The organism is Streptomyces sp. NPDC007157, assembly GCF_040634235.1.
Classification (GTDB): Bacteria; Actinomycetota; Actinomycetes; order Streptomycetales; family Streptomycetaceae; genus Streptomyces.
The window spans coordinates 407,396-430,924 of record NZ_JBEYFE010000004.1 but is presented as its reverse complement, the minus strand read 5'-3'; the positions used below and the strand labels follow the sequence as shown (position 1 = coordinate 430,924).

Below are 23,529 nucleotides of genomic sequence, written 5' to 3'. Positions count from 1 at the left end.
CAACTCGCCCTCACTATGCGCCAACTGACGCGGAATCAGTAGACGTCGGAATCAGTAGACGTCCCGGACGTAACGCCGGTCCGAGGCGAGCTGTTTGACGTACGCGGTCGCCTCGTCCTCGGTCAGTCCGCCGTGCACGGTGGCGATGTCCTTCAGGGCGCGGTCGACGTCCTTGGCCATCCGGGAGGCGTCGCCGCAGACGTAGAAGTGGGCGCCGTCCTGGAGCCAGGACCACAGCAGCGGGCCGTGTTCGCGCATCCGGTCCTGGACGTAGACCTTGGCCCGCTGGTCGCGGGAGAAGGCGGTGTCGAGGCGGCTCAGGGTGCCCTCGGCGAGCAGGGCGGTGAGCTCCTGCTCGTAGTAGAAGTCGGTCGCCCGGTGCTGTTCGCCGAAGAACAGCCAGTTGGGCGCGCGATGGCCGCGGGCGCGGCGCTCCTGGAGGAAGCCGACGAACGGCGCCACCCCGGTGCCGGGGCCGACCATCACCATGGGCGTCGCCGGGTCGGCGGGCGGCCGGAAGTGCGGGGAGCGCCGGACGTGCACAGGAACCCGGGTGCCGGGCTCGGCGTCGGCGAGGAACGGGGAGCAGACGCCCTGCCGGGGCCTGCCGTGCGGGTTCTCGTAACGGACGACGGAGACGGTGGTCGAGACCAGGTGGGGGTCGGTGAGCGGACTGGACGAGATGGAGTACAGGCGCGGTTGCAGCCTGCCGAGGACCCCCGTCCACTCCCCGGCGTCGGCACGGATCCCGAACTCGGCGGCGACGTCGACGGCTTGCCGACCCCAGGACCACCTGGCCAGCTCGTCCTTGTTGTCCGGTCGCAGCAGTTTGCGCAGCTCGCGGGCGTCACGGGTGCGTTCGGTGGCGAAGCGGAGCAGGTCCGGGGTGATCCGGGTGATGTCGAGGTGCCGTGACAGGGCCTCGGAGAGCGTGACTTCACCGACTCCGTCGACACTCACGCCGCTCTCGCCGTCGAGGCCGGTGACGGTCAGCCACTCCGCCACCAGGTCGGGAGAGTTGAGGGGACGGACCGCGAGCGCGTCGCCCGCCTCGTAGACCAGCGGGTTCGCGCTGTCGCGGGTGTCGAAGGTGAACCGGCGCACCTCCTTGCCGGCGCCGGGCAGGCTGAGCAGCCGGTTGCCGACGAGCCGGGCGGTGCCGGGAGCGGGACGCTCGGACCGGGCGGGCCGCTCGGACCGGGCGGACGCAAAGCCGGGGGCGCCCGCGGCAGCCCCGTCCGCGAGGGCGGCCAGCACCTGGTCCAGCCAGGACGCCGCCTGTGTCTCGTAGTCGGGTTCACAGTCGGTGCGCGGGGCGAGCCGGACCGCGCCGAGTTCGTCCATACGACGGTCCAGGCGCCGACCGTGTCCGCAGAAGTCGTCGTAGGAGGAGTCGCCGAAGGCCAGGACGGCGTACCGGCGCCCGGCCAGGCGACCGGCGTCGAGGGCGGCGAGGCCGTCCCAGAAGCCGGCGCCGTTGTCGGGGGCGTCGCCGTCGCCGAAGGTGCTGGTGATCAGCAGCAGGTCGGCGCCCGTGGGCAGGGCGGCCGGATCGGCCTCGTCCATGGCGACCAGGGAGGCCGGGTGGCCGCCCGCGGTGAGGCGCTCGGCGGTGGTGGCGGCGAAGTCCTCGGCGGTGCCGGTCTGCGAGGCCCAGAGGATCACCACCTGGCGGGCGGCCGGCCCCGCCGCCGGGGCCGCCGGCGCCGGCGCCGGTGCCGGTGCCGGTGCACGGGAGTACAGGCCGGCGAGGGTGCCGTTGACCCACCGGGCGTGTTCGGGGCTGAACGGCGCGTCCGGGGGCAGGACGGGGACACCGGGTGCACCGGCCGGGACGCCGGCGAGGAAACCGACCAGGTACTGCCGTTCGGGTTCGGTGAGGACCGGCGGCGGGACGGGGTCGAGTCCGAAGACGGCGGCGGCAGCGGCGGGGGCGGCTGTGGGCAGCGCGGCCCGAGTCTCCTCGACACCCGGCCGCCGCACGCTCACCGGTGTGGACACCTTCGTCAGCGACACCGCGCACACCTTCAGCTCGGGCTGGAAGGACAGCGGATCGACCGCGTCGCTGGTCACCGCGTTGACGCTGAGGTACTCGCCGAACAGGTCGTTCCAGTGGAAGGGCGCGAAGCAGGCCCCGGGCAGCACCCGGTCGGTGACGACGGCCGGCAGCACGGCCCGGCCGCGCCGGGAGGCGACCTCGACGGAGTCGCCGTCGGCGAGGCCGAGCGCGGCCGCGTCCTCGGGGTGGACCTCGACGAACGGGCCGGGGTCGAGCTTGTTGAGCTTGGCGACCTTGGCGGTCTTGGTGAGGGTGTGCCACTGGTGCTGGAGGCGCCCGGTGTTCAGGACGAACGGGTAGTCGTCGTCGGGCATCTCGGCGGGGTCCAGATGCGGGCGGGGGTGGAAGACCGCGCGGCCGGAGGCGGTGGCGAAGGTGAGGGTGCCGTCGGGGTCGACGTACCGGACCGGGTTGCGGTCGGGGCCGTCGGCGGTGGCCGCGGGCCACTGCACCGGGGTCCCGCGCAGCCGGTCGTAGCTGACTCCGCGCAGGTCGTAGCCGGTTCCCGGGTTGTGGAAGCGTTTGATCTCCTCGAAGATCTGCTCGGCGCTGTCGTAGGAGAAGCCGTCCTCGAAGCCCATCGCGCGGGCCACCCCGGCGATCAGCCGCCAGTCGGCGGTGGCCTCGCCGGGCGGGTCGGCGGCGGGACGGGCGAGGGTGAGGGTGCGCTCGCTGTTGACGAGGACGCCCTCGGACTCGGTCCACAGGGCGGCGGGCAGCACGATGTCGGCGTAGGCGTTGGTCTCGGTGTCGGTGAAGACGTCCTGGGTGACGACGAACTCGGCGGCCTCCAGGCCCTCGATGACGGTCCGCCGGTTGCCGACGGAGGCGACCGGGTTGGTGCAGATGATCCAGCAGGCCTTGATCTCGCCGTCGGCCATCTTCCGGAACATCTCGACGGTGCCCTTGCCGACACCGTCGGCGCGGACGGTGCCGGGCTCCAGTCCCCACACGTCCTCGACGAAGGCCCGGTCGGCGTCGACCAGGACCGACCGCTGGCCGGGCAGCCCCGGTCCCATGTACCCCATCTCCCGCCCGCCCATGGCGTTGGGCTGGCCGGTGAGGGAGAAGGGGCCGCTGCCGGGGCGGCAGATCCTGCCGGTCGCGAGGTGCAGGTTGACCAGCGCGTTGGTGTTCCAGGTGCCGTGCGTGGACTGGTTGAGACCCATGGTCCAGCAGCTGGTCCACTCCCCCGCCTCGCCGATCAGCCGGGCGGCCGCGCGCAGGTCGGCCTCGGGGATGCCGGTGATGTCGGCGACGGCGGCGGGCGGGTATTCGGCGAGGAACTCCGGCATCGCCTCCCAGCCCTCGGTGTAAGCGTCGATGAACTCGGGATCGGTGTGCCCGTTCTCGTACAGGAGGTGGAGCAGGCCGTTGAGCAGGGCGAGGTCGGTGCCCGGTTTCACCTGGAGGAAGAGGTCGGCCTTCGCGGCGGTGGCGGTGCGGCGCGGGTCGACGACGATCAGCTTCGCGCCCGCCTTCACCCGGTCCATCAGACGCAGGAAGAGGATGGGGTGGCAGTCGGCCATGTTGGCGCCGATGACCAGGAAGACGTCGGCCTTGTCGAGGTCCTGGTACGAGCCGGGCGGGCCGTCGGCGCCGAGGGACAGTTTGTAGCCGGTGCCGGCACTGGCCATGCACAGCCGCGAGTTGGACTCGATGTTGTTGGTGCGCACAAAGCCCTTGGTGAGCTTGTTCGCCAGGTACTGGGCCTCCAGGCTCAGCTGGCCGGAGACATAGAGGGCGACCGCGTCCGGTCCGTGCTCGTCGACGATCGCGCGCAGCCGTCGCGCGGTTTCGGCGACCGCCGTGTCCACGGCGGTGGGGACGGCCTCCTCGCCCCGCTCGGGCCGCAACAGGGCGGTGGTCAGCCGGCCGGGCGCGGCGAGCAGGTCGGCGGTGGTGGCGCCCTTGGTGCACAGCCGGCCGAAGTTCGCCGGGTGCCGCTTGTCGCCGGAGGCCTTCAGGACGGTACGGCGGCCGTCCGGGCCGCTGCCGATGTCCAGGACCATGCCGCAGCCGACCCCGCAGTACGAGCAGACCGTACGCACCTGGGCGGTGTCGGTGCTGCGTGAGTCCGGCGCGGCCACGGGCACCCCCTGTTCCTGCTGGTCAGCCTCTGTCGTCCGGCCTCGACGGTAGGCACAGCTGATTACACCGGCGTCACCGCTCCTGATCAACGGGGGTTAAGGCCACCGCACAGACCGGCGCCCGGCGATGTGAGCGGGCGGGTACGGGCTGCCCCGGGATGCGCGGTACCGGGACCTGGTGGAGGATGAGGGCGGCCGTGGGCGGGGGCAGGCGAGGAGGACCGGGTGGACAGGGACACCTCCTCGCGACGACCGGCCTCCGCGGGCGCACCGCCCGTCGACATCGGCTACATCGATCTGCTGCGCGGCATCGTCGAGGACGCGGCCGTCGGTTTCGCGGTCCTCGACACCGATCTGCGCTATCTGTACGTCAACCCGCACATGGCCCGGATGACCGGTCTGCCCGCCGCCGCCTACCTCGGGCACACCCTGCACGAGGTGCTGCCGCACATCCAGCGGTCGGAGCAGCTGCTGCGGGACATCCTGCACGACGGACGGCCGCGCGAGACCATCGTCACCGGGCGGACCTGGGTGGACTCGCCGTACCAGGTCCGGGAGTGGCGGTGCGTGTACCACCGGCTGGTGGACAGCACCGGCAAGGTGGTGGGCGTCGCCGGGGTGGGCCTGGAGATCAGTGAGCCGCAGCAGTACGTGTACGAGCTGGAGCGTGCCCATCGGCGGCTCGCGCTGCTCGACGCGGCCGCGTCCCGGATCGGCACCGGCACCGATGTCGCCGGGACCTGCCGGGAGCTGGCGGAGTTCGTCGTACCGGAGCTGGCGGACGCGGCCGGCGTGGAGCTCAATCCGCCGGACACGGCGTCGGGGCGGCGGGCGCCCACCCGGCTCGCCGCGTACGCGACTCGACCGGGTCTGGTCGCCGGTCTCGCGGCGCTGGACGCGCGCGGCGAACTGGTCGGCTGGCCGCGTGGCGCCGGGACCCGGCGGAACCTGGCGGCGGGCCGGGTCCTGCGGCGCAACGCGATCACCTCGGCACAGTGGCGGGCGCTGATCCCGAGCTGGCCACCGGCCCGGGCTTGTCTGACCGCCGGTGTCCACTCCGTACTGCTCGCGCCGCTGGTCTCGGACGGCCGGTACCTCGGCAGTCTGCAGCTGGCCCGGGCCGGGGACTCCGGGCCGTTCTCGAACGAGGACGCCACGGTGGCCCGCGAACTCGCCGCCCGCGCCGCGCGCGCCCTGGACCGGGCCGTCCGCTTCGAGCGTGAGCACACCATGGCGCTGGAGTTGCAGCGGGCCCTGCTGGCCGAGCCGGGCCAGTTGCAACAGCACGCCGGTGTGGAGACCACCGGGCGCTACCGGCCGGCCGACGACGGCTCGCTGATCGGCGGCGACTGGTACGACGTCCTGGCCCTGCCCGACGGCCGTACGATGCTGGTCATCGGGGATGTGATGGGCCATGGCGTGGACGCCGCGGTGGCCATGAGCCACTACCGTTCGACGCTCCGTGCCCTGGCCCGCGCGGGGCTCTCGCCACGCCGGATCCTGGAACACGCGGACCGGATGGTCTCGGACTCCGGTTTCGAGCGGGTGGCCACCTGCTTCCTCGCGCTCGGTGACGCGGACGTCGCCACCCTCACCTATGCGAGCGCCGGGCATCTGCCGCCGGTCTGGCTGGCCCCCGAGGGCGGGATCGAGCTGGTGCCGGTGCCGGTCGGCCCGCCGCTGGGCAGTGGGCTCGGCCGGTACGAGCAGCGCGTCACCCCGGAACGCGGGGGTGTGCTGCTCCTGTACACCGACGGACTGGTGGAACGGCGCGGTGAGGACATCGACCGGGGCCTGGCCCGTCTGACCGGGCTGTCCCTGTCCCCCAGCGACCCGCTGGACAAGATCGTCGACACCGTCCTCGACCGCCTCGCCATCGGCTCCGAGGACGACATCGCGCTGCTCGCGGCCCGTGCCGTACGGCCGTGATCCGGCCGGTCAGTCGTAGGTGATCACCATGCGGAAGCGCGCGGCCCCGTCCATCATCTTCTGGTAGGCCGCGCCCGCCTCCTCCAGCGGGACGGTCTCGATCGTCGGGCGGATCCCGTGCAGGGCGCTGAACTCCATGGTGTCCTGCACGTCCTGGGCGGTGCCGGACGGATGGCCGCGGATCTCCCGGGCGTTGGTGAGCAACTGGAACGGGCTGATCCCGAGGGGCTCGAGGTCGATGCCGATCACCACCAGCTCACCCCGGGGGCCCAGACCGTCCACGGCCGCGGAGATCGCCTGGGAGTTGCCCGCGGTGGCGAGCACGACCTTGGCGCCGCCGAGCGACTGGAGGGCCTCCGCGACGGGTGTCGAGGCCGTGGAGTCGACGTAGTGGTGGGCGCCGAGCTGTTTGGCGAAGTCGGCCTTCTCCGCGCCGCGGGCGATGGCCACCGTCTCGAAGCCCATGGCCACCGCGTACTTCACCCCGAGGTGGCCGAGCCCGCCGAGGCCGACGACGGCGACCAGGTCACCGGGTTCGGCCGGGCTGCGCCTGAGCCCGTTGAAGGTGGTCACGCCCGCGCAGCCCAGGGGCGCGGCGTCGGCCGCGGTCAGCCCCTCGGGGATCCGGGCCAGGGCGTCCACCGGGGCGATCACCTGCGCGCCGAAGCCGCCGTCGTAAGCCCAGCCGGGCGTCTTCAAGTTCTCGCAGACGATGAAGTCGCCCTGCCGGCAAGGCTCGCAGTGGCCGCAGCTGCCGCCGAACCAGCCGACCCCGACCCGGTCGCCGATCGCCCAGCCCCAGTCCTCGATGCCCTCCCCGATCTCCTCGATCCGCCCGGCGATCTCGTGTCCGGGCACCACGGGGAACGTGATGCCCGGCAGCCCGGCGGTCACGAAGAAGCTGTCGCTGTGGCAGATCCCGCAGGCCTCCACGGCGATCCGCACATGCCGGGGACCCGGCCGGGGCACCTCCCGCTCGACGACCTCGAAGGGCGCGCCCATGGCGGGCACCTGCGCGACTCGGTAGGTACTCATACGTCTCTCCCGGAACGGGTACGACGGGAACGGTCGAAACCCCCTCCCCCAGCAGACCAGCTCCGGGCCGATCGCGCGCGTCGAGCCCGGCGGGCGCCTGCTGGGCGACGACGAAGGTGGCTTGAGCCCCGCTCAGCGCCTCGCCCGGGCGGTGTCCGCGTGTGCGGTCCGCAGGGCGGACAGGAAGGTGTCGGCCGACTGCGCCCCGGAGAGGCCGTAGGCACGGTCGAGCACGAAGAACGGCACGCCCGTGGCGCCGTGACGGCGTGCCTCGCGGGCGTCGGCCGCGACGGCGTCGGCGTACGCGTCGCCGTCGAGCATCCGCCGTACCTCGTCCTCGGGTACGCCGACCTCGGTGCCGAGCCGCATCAGGGTGCCGGGGTCGTCGACGACCTCGCCCTCGCCGAGGTGGGCGCGGAGCAGCCGCTCGTGCATCTCGGCACCCCGGCCGTGGGCGGCTGCCAGGTGAGTCAGGCGGTGGGCGTCGACGGTGTTGACGGAGACGGCGCGTTCGAGGTCGTACCGCAGGCCTTCGGCGGCGGCGAGCTCGGTGACCTGGCGGATCATCGCCCGCAGCCGGGCGGGCGGCGCCCCGGTCTTGTGGGCGAGCGCCTCCAGGACGGGTCGGCGATCGCCTCTTGGATGGGCGGGGTCGAGCTGGAAGCTGTGCCAGTGCACCTCGACCTCGTCGGCGTGCTCGAACCTGCCGAGCGCCGCCTCCAGACGGCGCTTGCCGATGTGGCACCAGGGGCAGACGACGTCGGACCAGACGTCGATACGGAGCGTGCTCGCGCTCATCGGGCGCACGCCCCGTCCGCGCAGACGGCCGCGTCGCCGGCGCCCAGGTCCATGAGGGGCCGGGCCTTGCCGGACGCCCGGGCGGCGGCTGCCTTGCCCTTGGCGGCGGCCTCCTCGTGCGCCCTGGCCATGGAGGCGTCGGCGAGCGGGATCAGCTCGGCCATCGCCGGGGTGGAGTGCGCCAGGGTCAGCTCGGGGACGATGAAGTCGACGTCCATGCCCAGCCCGTCGCCGAGGAGCGACCGCAGGTAGTTCAGTACGTACTCGAAGTCCTCGCGCGGGGTGCCGGGCGCGTAGGAGCCGCCGCGGCTGGCCACCACGTACACCGGCAGGTCCCGGACCGTGGACTCCTCGGCGGCCAGGTTGCGGCCGGGCACGGCCACCTGGTCGAGCCAGGCCTTCAGGGTGGAGGGGATCGAGAAGTTGATCATCGGGGCGCCGATGAGCACGGTGTCGGCGCTCTCCAGCTCCTCGATCAGCGCCCGGCGCGGGGCGAAGGCGGCCGCCTGCTCCGGGGTGTGTACGGCGGGGTCCGCCAGGCCGGCCGCCGTCGCGGGGGCGTCGAGGTGCGGCACCGGGTCGGCGTCGAGGTCCCGGTAGACGACGGTGCCGTCGGGGTGCTGGTCCTCCCAGGCCTGGCGGAAGGCGGCCGTGACCGTACGGGAGACCGAGGCCGATCCGACCGGCCAGAGGGAGGAGTCGAGGTGCAGCAGTGTTGCCATGGGATGCCTCCGGGCGAGTGGGGGGGAGCGGGCTACGAGCGGTCGTCGCGCGGGGTGAGTTCCGCGGGGTGGGCCTGTTCGACGCGGTCGCGGCGGGTGTACATGTCCCAGTAGTGCTCGGCGAGTTCGTCCGGGTGGACGGCGGTGACCTCCAGGCCGCCGAAGTCCGCGTCGGCCGCCGCGGCCGACTCGGCGGCGGTCTCGGCCTGCTCGCTGCCGGTGATCATGGCGGCGACGGTGAGGGTGCCGGCGTAGACGCCGGTGCCGGCGAGTTCGCCGTGCAGGGAGTACAGGTAGTTGCGGGCTGCGGCCATCACCGGGCCGAAGCCGCTGAGGTGGGGCATCGGCCGTACCGCCGAGTAGCCGGTGGTCATCAGGAGGGCGCCGTCGCCGCGTTCGGTCATCTCCGGCAGCACCGCGCGGAACACCTCGACCGGGGTGAGCAGGAGCAGCCGGGACAGCCCTTCCAGGGTGGTCGCGTCCAGCCGGGCCGCGGGCGTGAAGCTCTGGTCGCCGCCGATCGGGCCGTACTCGACGACGTCGATCCGGCCGAAGCGGTCCCGGACGGCGGCCACCAGGGCGGGCACCTGGGCGGGATCGGACAGGTCGGCGGGGAAGGCGGCGGCCTCCACGCCCTCCTCGGCGAGCCGGGCGACCAGGTCGTCCAGCCGGTCCCTGCGGCGGGCGACCAGAGCGACCCGGAAGCCCTCCTTGCCGAAGCGGCGGGCGACGGACACGCCCAGACCGGTGCCGGCGCCGAGGACGGCGATCACTTTGGACATGGGCGTCTCCTTGGGACGGAGGTATCTTGACCTAGGGGTCAAGTTCTCCGCCGACGGTAACACATAACTTGACCCATGGGTCAAGTTATGCCGGTCGAAGGATGGGACCATGGACGCCCGAACACACGAGGAGGCACACCGGATGCGGGCCGACGCGCAACGCAACGCGGAGAAGCTGCGGACGGCGGCGGCCGAGCTCTTCCAGGAACGCGGCCTCCAGGCACCCCTGAAGGAGATCGCCCGCCGGGCGGGCGTGAGTCACGGCACGCTCTACAACCTGTTCGGCACCCGCGAGGCGCTCATCGACGAGGTGGTCACCGAACTGGTCGCCGGCCGGCTGACCGAGACGGCCCGGCAGGCGCTGGCCCACGACGACGCCTGGGACGGTTTCGCGTACTACGTCGAGACGATCTGCGAACTGCAGGTCACCGACCCCGCGATCGGCGACGTGGTCACCGGCCGCTATCCGGACGCCGCCCGTCTGATGGCCGTGTGCGAGCGCACCTACGCCGCCGCCGCGCAGATCATCGACCGCGCCCAGCGGGCCGGCACCCTACGGCCGGACTTCGCCCACGAGGACCTGCTGTTCGTCTTCGGCACCAACGCCCTGCTGGCCCGCGCCGTCAAGGACACCGCGCCCGACGCCTGGCGCCGGGGTGTCGCGTTCACGCTCGACGGCCTGCGCACGACGGCCGCCCATCCGCTGCCGGCGCCGCCGCTGTCCCTGGAGCAGGCGTACCGGTTGATGGAGAACCTCACCGGTACGCCCTGACCGCTCACGGCGGAGTGCCGCGGCCCCTCGTCACGAAGTGATGCCGTTGTACTGGTCCCAGGTGTAGGCGAGGTCGGGCGAGGAGGGCTTGCCGGACCAGTCGAAGTAGTCCCAGACGAGTTCGGCGGGGTTGGTGGCGAGGTAGCCCCGGCCGGGCAGGTCGTCGCCGTCGTCCCAGGCCCAGGGCGGGTTGGCCGCGTCGGTGTCGCAGGCGCCGTTGGCCGGGCCGAGGACCCCGCCGGCGCCGCACTTGGCACCGTAGGGGTTGGAGCTGTCGTCCCCGGCGAAGTTGTTGGTGGTCGCGAACAGCGAGGTCAGCGTGCGGTTCGCCCACATGCCGTTCGAGGCGAAGACGTCGGTCAGCGTGTACTGCACGTCACGGTCGTTGGATCCGGACGGTACCTCGGCGGTGGAGCCGGGGTAGTAGACGATGCCGTCTCCGCTCGCGTACTGGTCGCGCTCCTTGGACAGGTAGCCCTCGGCCCACGCGGCATGGGTGTTGGGCTGCTGGGTGGTGAACGGACGTCCGTGGCCGTCGTCGTGCGGGTCGCCCTGGAGCTTCAGGGTGCCGTCGACGCTCTCCTGCCCGCCGGTGAAGTCGCTGCCCGCGGGCACCCAGGAGTAGAAGTTGCTGTGCGCGACGGTGATGGCGGCCTTCAACTGGCCATGCGCGGAGCCGTCGTTGGCCACGACGACGAGAACGCCCTCGGCGTCGTTCTCGTGCTCGGTCAGGTCCTCCTGGTAGTTGTCGAGGACGCCGTCCGACCAGTCGCGCGGATGGAAGTACGTGTAGAGCAGGTACGAGAAGGACGGGGTCTGGACGACCGAGTAGTAGACATGCGCCGCGAGCGCGAACTGGCCGGTGTTCTCCCAGTTGTCGCGGCCGTTGAGGTCCCCGTCGTAGTCGTAGGACGTGATGTAGTCGGACTTGCCGCCGAGCGCGGTCTCGCCGGTGGAGTCGACGTCCTGGAAGTTGACGGGGGCCCACCACTGGGCGAGGGCGGCACGGTCGGCGGCCGCGTCGGCACGGGCCGGGGTGGGGTGGGTGAGGGTGGCGCAGCAGACGGCGGCCAGGGCGGCCGTCAGGGCGAGGGATCTGCGTCGGGTCAGCGGCACACGAGAACGGCAGGGGCGGCTGGTTGCCACGGTTCCTCCGGTGGGGGCGGCGAAAGGAACCGGCACGTCGGTGAAGTCGACGTGCCGGTACGGGAGTTGACGCTTTTTTCCAGTGGTGCGTGAGGTGCCGCGCGTACGATACAGCGGGATACCGGCGCGTCGGCAGGGTCAGCAGGTGATCGTGCCCCTGCGCAGGGCGTGGCCGCTGTCGTTGCTGTCGTCGGACCAGTACACGGGCTTGGTGCCGCTGCTGCACGCGTCCGAGCCGGAGACGGCGAAGCCCTCGTTGTTGAGGTTGTCCATGCCGGACGGGCGGTTGTAGATCGCCGTGGTGGCGAAGACACCGGACGCGTTGATCTTCATGGTCCGGTGCTGGCCGTCACAGGTGTCGTCACAGACCGCCCACAGGCGGGAGGCCTGCGGCTCCCACTGGAGTTCCATCACGCCGGCCATGCCGCTGCTGAGCGACGCGACACGGGTGAAGGTGCCGCCGTCCTTGAGGACGTAGCCGTAGATCATGCCGGTGCCCTCGACGCCGACGAAGAACACGCCGCCGGTGTGCGAGCCGTAGTTCGCCGGGTTGTAGGCCGCGCCGGTGGAGGCGTCCTTGAACCCGGCGGCGGTCAGGGTGGCGTCCGGAACCCAGGTGATGGCCTCCAGGCCGAGGTTGGAGCCCACGGACGGCAGGTCCGAGGTCAGGTTCCACTCGGTGGCGGCGGTGAGCGTGGTGGCGGTGCCGCTCACGTCGTACTTCAGGACGGACAGGCGGCTGGTGCCGGACGAGTCCGCGTTGCGCTCACTCGCCACGTAGACGCCCCCGCCGGCTCCGGAGCCGGTCAGCGTGACGCCCTCGTCGTCGGGCGTGCCGGAGCCGCCGGGGAACTTGAGGGTCTTGCCGGAGGTCCAGCCGTTGCTGGTGTCGGCCTTCCAGGCGGTGGAGCCGTTCGGGACCAGCCGCCACAGCTTGCCGCTGTTCTGCGCCGCCCACATCACGCTCCCCTCCTGGTAGAGGCCGCTCAGGTCGGAGCCGAAGGCGTTCTTGGTGTCGGCGGTCGCGACGGAGCTGCCGCCCGGCCAGGCCGTCGCCGAAACGCCGCCGGATCCACAGTCGTTGGCGGCGCCGAGGGTGACCGCGGCCGAGCCGAAGGCGCCGGTGCCGTCGGGGCAGCGCGACCACGACGGGTCGGAGTGCTCGCTCCAGCTGAAGCTGTCCACGAGAGTGGTGCCGTCGGCCAGGTAGAGGCGGGCCTCGTCGTCGGAACCCAGACCGAAGGCGTTGTGCACGTCGAAGGCCACGAAGCCGCCGGCGGCGAGCGTGGTCCCGGCGGCTATCGCGTACTTGGAACTGTTGTTGTCGTCCTTGAGGATCCAGCCGGAGAGGTCCACCGAGGCGGTGCCCTTGTTGTAGAGCTCCACCGAGTCGTTGACGTCCCCTGTGGTCACCACCTCGTTGATGCGGATGTCGTCGGCCGCCGCCGCGTGGGCGGGGGACGCGGTCAGGGCGCCGACGGCGAGCGTCGGGCCGGCGACGGCGACGAGCAGAACACGGAGGCTACGACGCCACCGGCGAACGCGTGATTCGGTCACGAAATACGTCCCTGGGGTTCCGTTGTGACAGGCCGCCAGGACTTTTCCGACGTGGCCCGAACGGCTCCCCTCACCCAGGTGAGGCCGTTATGAACGGTGGGCGAATCACCAAGATCGCGCCGGGTGGCCGCGCCGGTCGGCAGCCATCGGCAGGGCCGCGCTGCGGCGACCGCGTGAAGGCGCGCCGCCACCGGCGGCGCACCCGCGAGGCCGCGACCGGGTGACGCCCCCGGCAGGCCGGCGGGGTGAGACGATTCCACGACGGGCGACCCGTTCGCCGCGCAGGGAGGAAGAGCAGCCATGCCGCCAGCGTCCGAATCGGTCCAGGGCAGGGACGACGCGGTCCCGGCCGTCGCCGACGCTCCGATGAGCGAGGTCCTCTTCCGTGCCGCCCGGGCGCACCGGATCACGGCGGGCCACCTGCTGCGCGAGACCGGCCTCCACCCCGGGCAGGAGCTCCTGATGATGCGGCTCTGGGAACGGGGCGAGCAGCGCCAGGCCGACCTCATCAGGACGCTGGGGCTCGATCCGTCCACCGTCACCAAGATGCTGCAACGCCTTGAGCAGTCCGGATTCGTCAGCCGCAGCCCCTCCCCCACCGACCGCCGGTCGGTCCTGGTGAACACCACCCGCGCCGGAAGGGCGCTGCGCGACCGGGTGCTGCAGGCCTGGCGCGACCTGGAGGCGGTCACCGCCGCGGGATTCACCGACGAGGAGTACCGGCAGGCCATGCGGTTCCTGGCGCGTATCGAGGACAACCTCACCGGCACGAACGGCACCGCGCCGCCGGCGTGACCGCGCGGGCCGCCGTCGCCGGGCACGGCGATGGTCAAGACTGCGTCATCTCGTGTCCCCGGCTGAGAACGCGGGAGTCGGGCGACGTACCAAGGGAGCAAGTGGCTGCGACTCCTTCAGAAGGGCAACTCCTTGATCCTGCGACGCATCGTCCTGAGCCTTGCCGTAGGGCTCGCCGCCCCGCTCCTGCTGGGGGCGTGCGGCTCCTCGAACGGCGACGGCTCCGACAGCGCCGCGCCGGTGACCCCGGCCGCGTCGGATTCCGCGGTCTCCGCACCGGCCACCTCGGCGGCGGCCGACAGCGGCGGCTCCGGGACCGGGTCCTCGGCCCTCACCACCGGGGTGGCGGCCGAGGCGCTGAACGGCGTCGGCACCGTGGTCGCCGACGACAAGGGGATGACCCTCTACCGCTACGACAAGGACGAGTCGGATCCCTCCAAATGGACCTGCTCCGGCGCCTGCACGAAGACCTGGCTGCCGGTCATCGTGGGGGACTCCGTACAGACCTCGGGAGTCGAGAAGAACCTTCTCGGCACGGTGCACCGGAACGGCATGAAACAGCTCACCCTCGCCGGGTGGCCGCTCTACCGGTACAGCGGCGACACCGGCGCCGAACAGGCGAACGGCCAGGGGAAGGACGCGCAGTGGTACGCCGTCGCCCCGTCCGGACAGAAGGCCGCCCAGACGGGCTGACGCCCACAGCTCCGATGTTGCCGGCCATGAGGACCGGCCGCCTCCCGCGCTGAACTTCTCAGCCGGACGCCACGTACCAAGTCTCTGTGGTGGCCCTGTGCCGCCCGGCGCACCGCCAGGGAACCGGCTCGGCGGCAAACGCCGCCGCACGGAGAAGGGGGTTGAACGATTTCCACGGACCTGAGCCGTCCGGCCGGCAGCACTCTCGAACCGGCCGCCCCGGCCCCGGCAGGGCAGGAGGAGACGGCGGGCGGAGCCCGCGTCCACGCACAAGTGGTGGGCCTGGACGGCCTGCGCGGCCTGGCCGCCTTGTATGTGGTGCTGTTTCACTGCTGGTTGTACACCTTCCCCGGCTACCCCGACAGTTCGGCACCCCCGTGGCTGGAGGGGCTGATGTTCGGGCGCCTGGCCGTCGTCTTCTTCCTGGTGCTGTCCGGCTTCTCCCTGGCCATCTCCCCGGCGCGGCACGGCTGGCGGTCGGGCGGCCTCGCCCAGTTCCTGCGCCGGCGTGCCTGGCGGATCCTGCCGCCGTACTGGGCCGCGCTGGCGATGAGCCTGATGATCTCCCTGTTCGTGGTGCCGGCCTCGCACTTCGGACCGCCTACCGGCAAGACCGTCCTGGTGTTCGGACTCGTCGCCCAGGACATGATCACCGCGCCCACACCGAACGGCGCGTTCTGGTCGATAGGGGTGGAGGCCGAGCTCTACCTCCTCTTTCCCCTGCTCCTCCTTGTCCGGCGGCGGTCGAGCGCGGTGGTGCTGGCCGCGTGCGTGGCGCTTCCGGTGATCGCCCTCGGCCTGACGGCACCGGGCACGAATCCGGTGGAGGGCGACAACTGGCTCGCGCCCCACCTCGCGCCCGTGTTCGTCGCGGGGGTGATCGGCGCGGGGGTCGTCGCCGCGCGAGAGCGCGTTCGGCGCCTGCCCTGGGGCTGGTTCGCCGTCCTGGCCGCTCTGCCCGTCCTGGCTCTCGGCGCCGTCAAGGGTTCCGTGTGGACGGTGCACCACTACTTCTGGATCGACCTGGCCATCGCTCCCGCCATGACCATGCTGCTCGCCGCGGTGGCCACCGGCAGGCCCGCCCCGCTCCTACGGCTCCTGACCACCCGACCGGTCCGCAGGCTCGGTGACTTCTCCTACAGCCTCTACCTGATTCATCTGCCGATCGTCATGGTCGTGATTCGCCGCGTCGCCCCGCATTTCGTCTCTCCCGGCCTGCCGACGTTCTGGTTCACGCTTGCCGTGGCCCTGCCGGTTTCGGTGCTCGGGGCATGGCTGTTCGCCCAGTTCTTCGAGATGCCCTTCAAACGGAACAGGTCCTGGAAGACCCTGATCGCTCCAGCACGGTGCCGCCCGCCGGAGCGCCGAGTGAGGCGCCCACGTGCATGAACGAGGCGGCTGACTCCGGCCGGCGACCACCTGGCCGGGGTGCCCTGGCGGGTCCGGCGCCGGAGCGGGAGCCGTTGTCCCAGGACGCGGTGGGCGTCCGGGACAACGGCTCCGCCCGGTGGGGACGACGGGGCTCAGGGAACGAGCCGCCACTGCTCGATGTAGCCGACGTCGATCGCGGCCCGGTCCTGCACCCGGAGCTTCCAGGTACCGGTCAGGGGCTGTGCGGAGGCGTCGACGGTGAACGTCTGGTCGACGTTGTCGGCGGAGCCGCCGCTGCGGTTCAGGAGGGAGTAGGCGGTGCCGTCGGGGCCGACGAGGTCGACGGTCAGGTCGCCCCGGTAGGTGTGGATGATCTTGACGTAGACCTGGGTGGTGGCCGAGGCGTTCCCGGTGCGGCCGGTGACGGTGACCGGGGACTCCACCGCGGCGCCGTTGTCGGGGATGTCGACCCGGGTGGCGTTGGCGTAGACGTAGGCCACCTGCCAGGAGAAGTGCTCGGTGGCGGAGGCACCCGTGTCGTCGGTGACCGTGACCGTGACGTCACTGGTCCCGAGGGTGGTGGGGGTGCCGGATATCAGGCCCGTGTCGCTGATGGTCAGTCCGTCCGGCAGGCCGGTCGCGGTGTACGTCAGGCCCGCGCCGGAGTTCGTGGTGTACGCGTCCGTCTGGAGGGACACCGCCTGCCCGACACCGCTGATCTGGTCCGCGATCGGTGCCACGTTGACGCCGAGTGCGATCCGGTTGCCGACGTTGATCGCCGCCCACGCGTCGGCGACGGCGAGGTAGGAGGGGCTGTAGGCCCCGAAGAGGTCGGCCGCGGCCTGGAGGGTGGCGGTGCGGGCGCCCGCGTAGTCGGTGCTCGACGTCATGTAGGTGGTGAGTGCCCGGTACCAGACCTGGCGGGCGTTGTCGATGCCGATGCCCGTCACCGGCCGGCCGTCGTAGGTGGGGCTGTCGTAGTCGACCCCGTTGACGGTCTTCGCTCCGCTGCCCTCGGAGAGCAGGTAGAAGAAGTGGTTGGCCGGGCCCGAGGAGTAGTGCACGTCGAGTCCGCCCAGTGACGAACTCCAGTAGTCGCTGGACGCGCCGTCCTTGGAGGGCTTGTCCATGTAACGCAGCGGGGTGCCGTCGCCGTTGATGTCGATCTTCTCCCCGACCAGGTAGTCCGGGACGTCGGCGGGCAGGTTCTCGTAGAACTCGACGGCGGCGGCGAAGATGTCGGAGGTCGCCTCGTTCAGGCCGCCCGACTCGCCGGAGTAGGTGAGGCCCGCGGTGGCGGCGGTGACGCCGTGGCTCATCTCGTGGGCAGCCACGTCGAGCGCGGTGAGCGGGTGGGTGTTGCCTGAGCCGTCGCCGTAGGTCATGCAGAAGCAGCTGTCCTGCCAGAAGGCGTTGACGTAGTTGTTGCCGTAGTGGGCGCGGCTGTAGGCGGCGACGCCGTCGTTGCGGATGCCGTTGCGGCCGAAGACGTTCTTGTAGAAGTCCCAGGTGGCAGCCGCGCCGAAGGCCACGTCCACACCCGCGGTCTGCCGGTTGGCCGCGGTCCCGTCGCCCCAGACATCGTTGTCGTCGGTGAAGAGGGTGCCGGTGCCTGAGGTGCCCTGGTTCAGGTCGTAGGTGCGGTGTCCGGCACGGTCGCCGTCGACGAGTTGGTAGGTCGAGCCGGAGAGTGTGGTGCCGAGGGGCACGGTCCCGTCGAACTGCCCGGTGCCGGTGCCGGTTTCGACTCCCTGATAGTGGAAGAGCTGCTTGCCGGACGCCGCGTCGGTGATCACGTGGAGTTCGTTGGGCGTGCCGTCGTCCTGGACGCCTCCGACGACGGACTCCCAGGCCAGGGCGGGTCGGCCGGAGGCGGCCCAGACGACGAGACGGGGGGTGCCGTCGGCCTTGGGCTGCTCGGCGCCGGCCTTCGCGGCGGTGCTGAGCGCCTGGGCCTTCGCCGTGGCGGCGGAGATCTTCGCCTTGGTGGAGGGGATCGCGAGAGCCGCCTTCGTGGCCTTCGACACGGTGAGGCGGCCGCCGTTCTCGTGCACGACCAGGTCACCGCCGAGGACGGGCAGGCCCGCGTAGGTGCGTTCGTAGCGGGTGTGCGTCGTACCGTCGGCGTCCTGGGTGACGTCCTTGACGACGAGTTTCTCGCCGGCGCCCAGGCCGAGGGTCTTCGCGGTGCCGGGGGCGTCGGCCGCGGCGCTCTTGAGCAGTGCGGTGCGCTTCGCCGGTGAGAGAGGTGCGGGGGCCGCGCCGGCTCTGGGAGTGGCCAGGATCTTGGCGGGGGCGGGTTCGCCGGCCGCGGCCAGGGCGGTGCCGTGCTGGAGGCCGGCCGCGACCAGGGTGGTGGCGGCGGTCAGCGCCAGGGCGACACCGTGTCTGACACGGCGATGGTGACGGTCCTGCCGGAACATGGCGTTCTCCTTCTGTGGGGTGGTCGGACTCGGTGGAGCCCGGGAGAGCGGGTCGGCTGGGTCGAGCCGTCCGGCGGGGCGCGGGTGCGGGGGGGGGAGAGAGAGCCGAATGGGCACGGGGCGACGGAGTGACGTCTGCTCGGGCGTGCCGGTGACGTGGGAAATGAGATGTGGGTATTACGTGAGGTGCCTGTGAGTGGGCGGTGAACTTCCGGAGATCAGATTGGCACCCGCCGCACGAGACTGTCATGAGCGCATCAGAACAACGGCTTGAACTGGTGGTTGCGAGCTAGGGTTTCGCGCACCGCGACAACGCTTTCCGGTCGTACTGCCGCCGGGACTCCACCCACCGGAGAAGCCCGATCGAGAACCCCGACCGCGAAGCCCGACCGCGAAGCCCGGCGAATACGGATCGGCCCGCCTTCGAAGGCGGGCCGTCGTGGAGACCAGTTGGACGCGGCTCCGGTGGGCAGGATTCCGGACTGCCGAGGTCCTGACGGCGAAGTGGTCCGGTTTTCCGACACGGAAATGGTCCACTGGCACCGGCGGAGCTGCTCGGGAAAGGCGGTCACACGCTGGTGTGGGGCGGGAACGACGCCGGGCTGATGAAGGTCGTCGCCGACGCGGTCCGGGCGTCGGGTGGGCGGCTGTCCGGGGTCTCGGGCAGCTTCCTCCGGGACTGGGCCAGGAAGGACGCCGAGGACATGGTTGTCGCCCAGGATCTCCCCGAGCGGAAGGCGCGGCTGCCGGCCATGTCCGATGCCGTCGTGGCCCTGCCCGGCGGTGTGGGAACCCTGGACGAGGTGACCGAGGTCCTGGAGCTGAGGAAGCACGGCCTGTACGACAAGCCCGTGGTGCTGCTGAACATCGCGGGCTTCTACGACGGGCTGCTGGCCCAGCTACGGCGCATGGACGAGGAGGGCTTCCTGCCCCTGCCGCTGTCGGCGTTGGTGCTCGTCGCCGCCACGGGCACCGAGGCACTCGCCCTCCTGGACAGGCCGTTCGAACAACACCCGGCCGGAACGCCGCGCGCCGAGGGCTCCCGAGCCCTGTCCTAGGGCATCACCGCGCACAGTGCGTCCAGCGCGCCGGCCCACGCGCTGTCGGAAGGTGCCGCGTAGTCGTCCTCCAGGACCAGGCCGCCGACGGAGCGTGCCCAGTCGACGGCCGCCGTACGCCGCTGCGGACCGAGCGCCACCCCTGTCGGGTACACCACCGACCTCGCCATCTACCTGACCGCCCCGGTCCTCGGCGCGACCCTCGGAGCAGCCCTCCACCACATCCTCACCTGGCGGATCCCGCGGCGGCCGGTGAGGCCGGGTGCGGCGTAGGCGGTGGGGACCAGCACCGCCGCCGTGGTGAGAGCAGCGAGGGGGCCGAAGCCCGGACCGCTGGGACGTGAGTGGGTTCCGGGCCATGCCTCTCACCACAACTGCCGTGGTCCGACTTCCGCATGCGTGGCTCCACGAACCCAGGTCTGGGTCTCCGTGACGCACAAAACCCCTGCCGCGACGCCCGGAGCCGCAGGATCGGGACGGGCCGCTCCTCGTGGTTACCCGGCGACGGGCTTGTGGAGGCGATGTGTGGGCATACGGGATTCACCCCATTGAGAGGAGCCTGGTCATGCCCGGCATCGTTGCGGCAGTGTTGTTCTTCATCGCCTTTCTGATCAACGCGGCGGACATCAGCACCAATGACACCTTCACCTCCACGAACGTGATGCTGCTGGGCCTGACCGCCCTGGCTCTCCACGTGGCGGGAATCGGCACCGGCTGGTCGTACCGGAGGCGGCGCTGACCGCGCGTTCCACGACCGTGGGCGCGGCGGCACCCCGCCGCCGCGCCCACGTCTGCGGCGGGCCGTGTGCCACTCGAAGGCGCCGCGGGTGAGGTCACGCTCCGGGCTCGCGAGGCCGGAGGTCGTAGAGGCAGGAGGTCGAGGGCCGCCGATTCCTGTGACGTCGGGGGGAGTCAGACGTGGTCGGCGTCGGCCCGTTTGCGCGCACGCGAGTTGCGCAGGTTGGCCGCGTTTCCGCAGACGTGGACGTCGTGCCAGACGCCGCTGTTGTTGCGGGAGCGGTCGTAGAAGGCTGTCATGCAGCGTGTGTTGCGGCAGGACTTCAGGCGGCGGAGGGTATCGGTGAGTTGCGCCTGGTAGACCTCGATGAGGGCGAGTGACGCCACCTGCCGCCATCCCGTGCCGCGGGGTACGGCGTGGATGGCGCCCTGCTCGTCGAGCCGCAGTGCTGTGGGCAAGGTCATCAGTGAAGCCGCCGGGCCGGGTTCCGCTGCCGAGTCGCCGAGCCGGCCGTGGAGACTCTGGCGCAGGTCTTGCCTGAAGTCGAGGAGGTGCTGCACGTCTTCGGCTGTCAGCTCGATGCCGGGGGCGGGTCGCCGGGTCACGCCGCTCCAGCTCTTCAGTGCCTCGTCGAGCCAGATGCGAGCGTCTTCCACGGTCTGCAGAAGGTCGGGCTTGCGGGGCTTGCCGGCGGGCCGGGTGTTGAGCAGGTCCTGTACGAAGGCCAGCCCGCCGGGGGCGGGCTCCAGGCCGTATCGGTCTGTCGCGGTCCAGGACATTTGCGGATCTCTTTCGGTGGCGGCAGCTACGGCAACATACCCATAGCCTATTCACTTATTACCTTTTTTTGAGTGTAACTCCGCGCATGACGAGTGCCGGCCTCCCCGAGTCCGGCGCAGGGCCAGGTGCGTCCGTCCATGCAGGCCGGGCCGCTCGCACGGGTCACTGCCGGTCGCTCAGCCTTTGGCGGACCTCGCCGAGCCCCACAGCGCGCCCGCGTTGATCCGACCGGGGTGCAGTTCCAACATGCCGCGGTAGAGGTCGAGAGTGGTCGTGGAGCGTTCGGCGACCGCCTCGAAGTCGCGGATGTAGCGCCGGGTCTCGGCGATCGTCCTCGGGTCGTCAGGACGGTCGGGGTTCTTGTGTCCCGCGACCACCGCTTCCGGCTCCAGCGCGGCGATGGTGTCGAGCGCGTCCACCCAGGCCTGGCGGCCCTCGGCGGGCGATTCGGCGAGGTAGAGGTGAACATCGTTGTAGACGGCGTCTCCGGCCACGACCAGGCCGATGGACGGCGCGTGCAGGCAGGTGGTGTCGTCGGTGTCCGTGTGCCCGAGTCCCACGACGACGAGGTCGTGGCCCTCCAGCTCCAGCCGATCGCCGGTCAGTGGCTCCGCGGCCACGAGCTTCTCCGGGATCTGGCCGGGGAAGCGCTTGTCCCAGAACGACGCGACGAACTCCGGCGCCATCTGCTTCTTCATCTGCTCCACAACCGGCGGCGTCGCCACCGCGCGCGCCCCCGGGAAGCGTTCGAGGAGAGTGCCCAGCCCGAACCAGTGGTCACCGTGCCCGTGGGTCACGAAGACCGTGGTGAGGTTCCTGCCGCTCGCCGCGACCCAGTCGGCCAGCCGGTCGGCCTGCTCGGCCGTCATCAGCGCGTCCACCAGCACCGCGTCGCGCTCGCCGGTGATCAGCGTGGCCGTGATGGGCGACCACATGCGCTGGGGGACGTCGGGCGGCAGGTCCGTGATCTCGGTGGGGATCGACGGCGCCACGTGGACGTTCCAGGTCAGTTGCGCTCCGGTCATGATCATTCCCTTGCGACTCAGAGGCGGCGGCGAGAGGGCTGTATCCGATCAGCCATGGGGGTACCTGGGGATGCTGCCTTGCTGCCGTACTTCTCCGGCCGAAGGTAGCCCGACTCGACAACAGAGTCAATACATGATTGGTTCTGTCGAACGGTTGCCGTTGCGCAGGTTTGTCGCGCGGGTATTCGGTTCACTGCGCAAGCGGTCCGACCCCGCGGGGGCGTGGCCGGCCGACCGCGCGGTCCGCACGTCACCCCTCGGAGAGGAGCCATCATGACCGCATCCGCACCCAGCCCTCTCGCGTACGAGACCCTCGTCTCGGACGGGACTCCCCGGGCCGGCGAGGCACGTCTACCGAACGGCGATCGACTCGTTTCCTCACCGCTGACCTCGACGCTGATCTTCGGGGAAGAGGACGCCCTCCTGGTCGATCCGCCCTTCACCCGCGAACAGACCGAGCAGGTCGGCGACTGGGTCGAGCGGTCCGGCAGACACCTGACCCACATCTACTCCACCCACGGGCACGGCGATCACTGGTTCGGCACCGCGGAACTCGTCAAGCGATTCCGCGGCGCCACCGCCTTCGCGACCCACGACACCATCGAGGTCATGCACCAGCAGGCCACCGAGGGGCGCGAGCAGATGTGGGACAGGGTCTTTCCCGGCCTGATCCCCGACAGCCCGGTTCTGGCACAGCCCATTCCCGCCGAGGGATTCCGGCTGGAGGGCAACCTCGTCCAGGCCGTCGAGGTCGGGCACACGGACACCGACGGGACGTCCGTGCTGCACGTACCGTCCATCGGCCTCATAGTGGCCGGCGACGTCGCCTACAACGGGGTGCACCAGTACATCCTCGAAGGCGGCAACGGCGGCCTGGAGAAATGGCTGGCGGCCATCGACCGCGTCGCCGCGCTCGAGCCGCGCACGGTCGTGGCCGGCCACAAGAACAAAGACCTGCCGGATGATCCCGCCATTCTCGACCGAACCCGGCAGTACCTGCTGGACGTCATCCGGCTGCTGGACGAGAACCCGACCGCCCGCGAGTTCTTCGACCGGATGACGCGGCTCCACCCGGACCTGCTCAACCCCGGTCCGCTCTGGTACGGAGCGGTCGGGCTGCTGGGGAAGTGACCAGGAAGACCGGCGTCTCGGGAGTGCCCGGTCCCCTTTTCCCGGAGGTGTTCCACATGATCACGCGCACCGGCATCGTCGACCACACCGCCCGGCGTCTCGTCGTGGCGCTGCCGGCTCCCTACGAAGCGGCCCGCGAGCACTACGAAGCCCTCGTCCCCGAGATCGATCTCGACCGCTTCCACGGCATGACCTCCTGGCAGGCCACGCTCGAACTGGCCGAGACCAACGCTCCGCACGCCTTCATGCGCTACTACCGCAGCGATATCACCGCCGTGATGACGGGTTCGGTGTCCGACTGGAGGGCCACCCAGTATCTGATGGGCAACCACACCATCGCCGAACGCATGTACCGCTACGACCCTTCGGTCATGCTCCACGCCCCCCTGCGAGCCCTTCTCTACAACGACTCCGACGGCGACACGAAATTCGCCATCGACCAGCCGAGCCTGCTGTTCGCCAGCTACGGCGACCCGCGCATCACCGGCGTCGGCCGCGAACTCGACGCCCACCTCGCCGAGTTGGTCAGGCTGCTCGGCGGAGAGGTGCCCCCGCAACTGACCCCGTGACAGTTGCGGACGGTACGTGCCGCGCGCGACAGGGGGGAACGACGAGATGCGCCGC

Annotated in this window: 19 protein-coding genes and 1 pseudogene; 9 read left to right on the top strand and 11 right to left on the bottom strand. The window is 71.2% G+C overall.

Annotation, left to right across the window (positions count from 1 at the left end):
- Positions 1-51 precede the first annotated feature (51 nt).
- Positions 52-4,149 (bottom strand): bifunctional nitrate reductase/sulfite reductase flavoprotein subunit alpha, encoded by a 4,098-nt coding sequence (locus ABZ642_RS09850; RefSeq protein ID WP_360479929.1) that lies wholly within the window; start codon positions 4,147-4,149, stop codon positions 52-54.
- 225 nt (positions 4,150-4,374) lie between these two features.
- Between ABZ642_RS09850 and ABZ642_RS09845 the strand changes: the two genes are divergently transcribed.
- Positions 4,375-6,078, top strand: coding sequence for a SpoIIE family protein phosphatase (locus ABZ642_RS09845; protein ID WP_360479926.1), 1,704 nt, complete (start codon positions 4,375-4,377; stop codon positions 6,076-6,078).
- 9 nt (positions 6,079-6,087) lie between these two features.
- On the opposite strand, the gene ABZ642_RS09840 is transcribed toward ABZ642_RS09845, so the two are convergent.
- The 4 genes from ABZ642_RS09840 to ABZ642_RS09825 all read right to left on the bottom strand — a co-directional run bounded on the left by ABZ642_RS09840 (position 6,088) and on the right by ABZ642_RS09825 (position 9,415).
- The gene (locus tag ABZ642_RS09840; protein ID WP_360479923.1) at positions 6,088-7,113 is read right to left on the bottom strand and encodes an alcohol dehydrogenase; all 1,026 of its coding nucleotides are present in this window, start codon (positions 7,111-7,113) and stop codon (positions 6,088-6,090) included.
- A gap of 132 nt (positions 7,114-7,245) precedes the next feature.
- Complete coding sequence (locus ABZ642_RS09835; protein ID WP_360479920.1) at positions 7,246-7,911, bottom strand: DsbA family oxidoreductase; 666 nt, start codon at positions 7,909-7,911, stop codon at positions 7,246-7,248.
- A complete protein-coding gene (locus ABZ642_RS09830) occupies positions 7,908-8,633 on the bottom strand; it encodes an NAD(P)H-dependent oxidoreductase (RefSeq protein WP_360479917.1) in 726 nt (241 codons plus the stop codon). The genes ABZ642_RS09835 and ABZ642_RS09830 overlap by 4 nt, the downstream gene beginning before the upstream one ends.
- Before the next feature lie 32 nt (positions 8,634-8,665).
- Positions 8,666-9,415 carry an SDR family NAD(P)-dependent oxidoreductase gene (locus ABZ642_RS09825; RefSeq protein WP_360479914.1) on the bottom strand — a complete coding sequence of 250 codons (750 nt, stop codon included), beginning with the start codon at positions 9,413-9,415 and terminating at the stop codon, positions 8,666-8,668.
- 109 nt (positions 9,416-9,524) lie between these two features.
- Between ABZ642_RS09825 and ABZ642_RS09820 the strand changes: the two genes are divergently transcribed.
- Positions 9,525-10,187, top strand: coding sequence for a helix-turn-helix domain-containing protein (locus ABZ642_RS09820; protein WP_360479911.1), 663 nt, complete (start codon positions 9,525-9,527; stop codon positions 10,185-10,187).
- A 30-nt stretch (positions 10,188-10,217) separates the two neighbouring features.
- Here ABZ642_RS09820 and ABZ642_RS09815 read toward each other — a convergent pair whose 3' ends face one another.
- Together ABZ642_RS09815 and ABZ642_RS09810 are read right to left on the bottom strand one after the other, a co-directional pair.
- Positions 10,218-11,303 (bottom strand): hypothetical protein, encoded by a 1,086-nt coding sequence (locus ABZ642_RS09815; RefSeq protein WP_360479908.1) that lies wholly within the window; start codon positions 11,301-11,303, stop codon positions 10,218-10,220.
- A gap of 168 nt (positions 11,304-11,471) precedes the next feature.
- A complete protein-coding gene (locus ABZ642_RS09810; protein WP_360479905.1) occupies positions 11,472-12,890 on the bottom strand; it encodes a lamin tail domain-containing protein in 1,419 nt (472 codons plus the stop codon).
- A 300-nt stretch (positions 12,891-13,190) separates the two neighbouring features.
- Between ABZ642_RS09810 and ABZ642_RS09805 the strand changes: the two genes are divergently transcribed.
- The 3 genes from ABZ642_RS09805 to ABZ642_RS09795 all read left to right on the top strand — a co-directional run bounded on the left by ABZ642_RS09805 (position 13,191) and on the right by ABZ642_RS09795 (position 15,767).
- Positions 13,191-13,685: a MarR family winged helix-turn-helix transcriptional regulator gene (locus ABZ642_RS09805; RefSeq protein ID WP_360479902.1), complete on the top strand. Its 495-nt coding sequence runs from the start codon at positions 13,191-13,193 to the stop codon at positions 13,683-13,685.
- Between the two features lie 132 nt (positions 13,686-13,817).
- On the top strand, positions 13,818-14,378 hold the full coding sequence (locus tag ABZ642_RS09800; protein ID WP_360479899.1) for a hypothetical protein: 561 nt from the start codon (positions 13,818-13,820) through the stop codon (positions 14,376-14,378).
- 276 nt (positions 14,379-14,654) lie between these two features.
- Positions 14,655-15,767 carry an acyltransferase gene (locus tag ABZ642_RS09795; RefSeq protein ID WP_360479896.1) on the top strand — a complete coding sequence of 371 codons (1,113 nt, stop codon included), beginning with the start codon at positions 14,655-14,657 and terminating at the stop codon, positions 15,765-15,767.
- 134 nt (positions 15,768-15,901) lie between these two features.
- Here ABZ642_RS09795 and ABZ642_RS09790 read toward each other — a convergent pair whose 3' ends face one another.
- Positions 15,902-18,172 carry a M4 family metallopeptidase gene (locus ABZ642_RS09790; RefSeq protein ID WP_360479893.1) on the bottom strand — a complete coding sequence of 757 codons (2,271 nt, stop codon included), beginning with the start codon at positions 18,170-18,172 and terminating at the stop codon, positions 15,902-15,904.
- Between the two features lie 545 nt (positions 18,173-18,717).
- On the opposite strand from ABZ642_RS09790, the pseudogene ABZ642_RS09785 reads away from it, so the two are divergent.
- Positions 18,718-19,230, top strand: a pseudogene (locus ABZ642_RS09785) (TIGR00730 family Rossman fold protein); the annotation flags it as partial.
- Here the strand turns inward: ABZ642_RS09785 and ABZ642_RS09780 are convergent.
- Entirely contained in the window at positions 19,227-19,388 is a 162-nt protein-coding gene (locus ABZ642_RS09780; RefSeq protein ID WP_360480225.1) for a hypothetical protein, read from the bottom strand. The pseudogene ABZ642_RS09785 and the gene ABZ642_RS09780 sit on opposite strands and share 4 nt — an antisense overlap.
- 407 nt (positions 19,389-19,795) lie before the next feature.
- Here ABZ642_RS09780 and ABZ642_RS09775 point away from each other — a divergent pair, with 407 nt between their 5' ends.
- Positions 19,796-19,969, top strand: coding sequence for a hypothetical protein (locus ABZ642_RS09775; protein WP_293996021.1), 174 nt, complete (start codon positions 19,796-19,798; stop codon positions 19,967-19,969).
- 173 nt (positions 19,970-20,142) lie between these two features.
- On the opposite strand, the gene ABZ642_RS09770 is transcribed toward ABZ642_RS09775, so the two are convergent.
- Complete coding sequence (locus ABZ642_RS09770) at positions 20,143-20,748, bottom strand: CGNR zinc finger domain-containing protein (RefSeq protein WP_360479889.1); 606 nt, start codon at positions 20,746-20,748, stop codon at positions 20,143-20,145.
- Between the two features lie 177 nt (positions 20,749-20,925).
- Positions 20,926-21,774 carry an MBL fold metallo-hydrolase gene (locus ABZ642_RS09765; RefSeq protein WP_360479886.1) on the bottom strand — a complete coding sequence of 283 codons (849 nt, stop codon included), beginning with the start codon at positions 21,772-21,774 and terminating at the stop codon, positions 20,926-20,928.
- A gap of 273 nt (positions 21,775-22,047) precedes the next feature.
- Between ABZ642_RS09765 and ABZ642_RS09760 the strand changes: the two genes are divergently transcribed.
- Entirely contained in the window at positions 22,048-22,905 is an 858-nt protein-coding gene (locus ABZ642_RS09760) for an MBL fold metallo-hydrolase (RefSeq protein WP_360479883.1), read from the top strand.
- Positions 22,906-22,961: 56 nt separating this feature from the next.
- Entirely contained in the window at positions 22,962-23,474 is a 513-nt protein-coding gene (locus ABZ642_RS09755) for a hypothetical protein (protein WP_360479880.1), read from the top strand.
- Positions 23,475-23,529 lie beyond the last annotated feature (55 nt).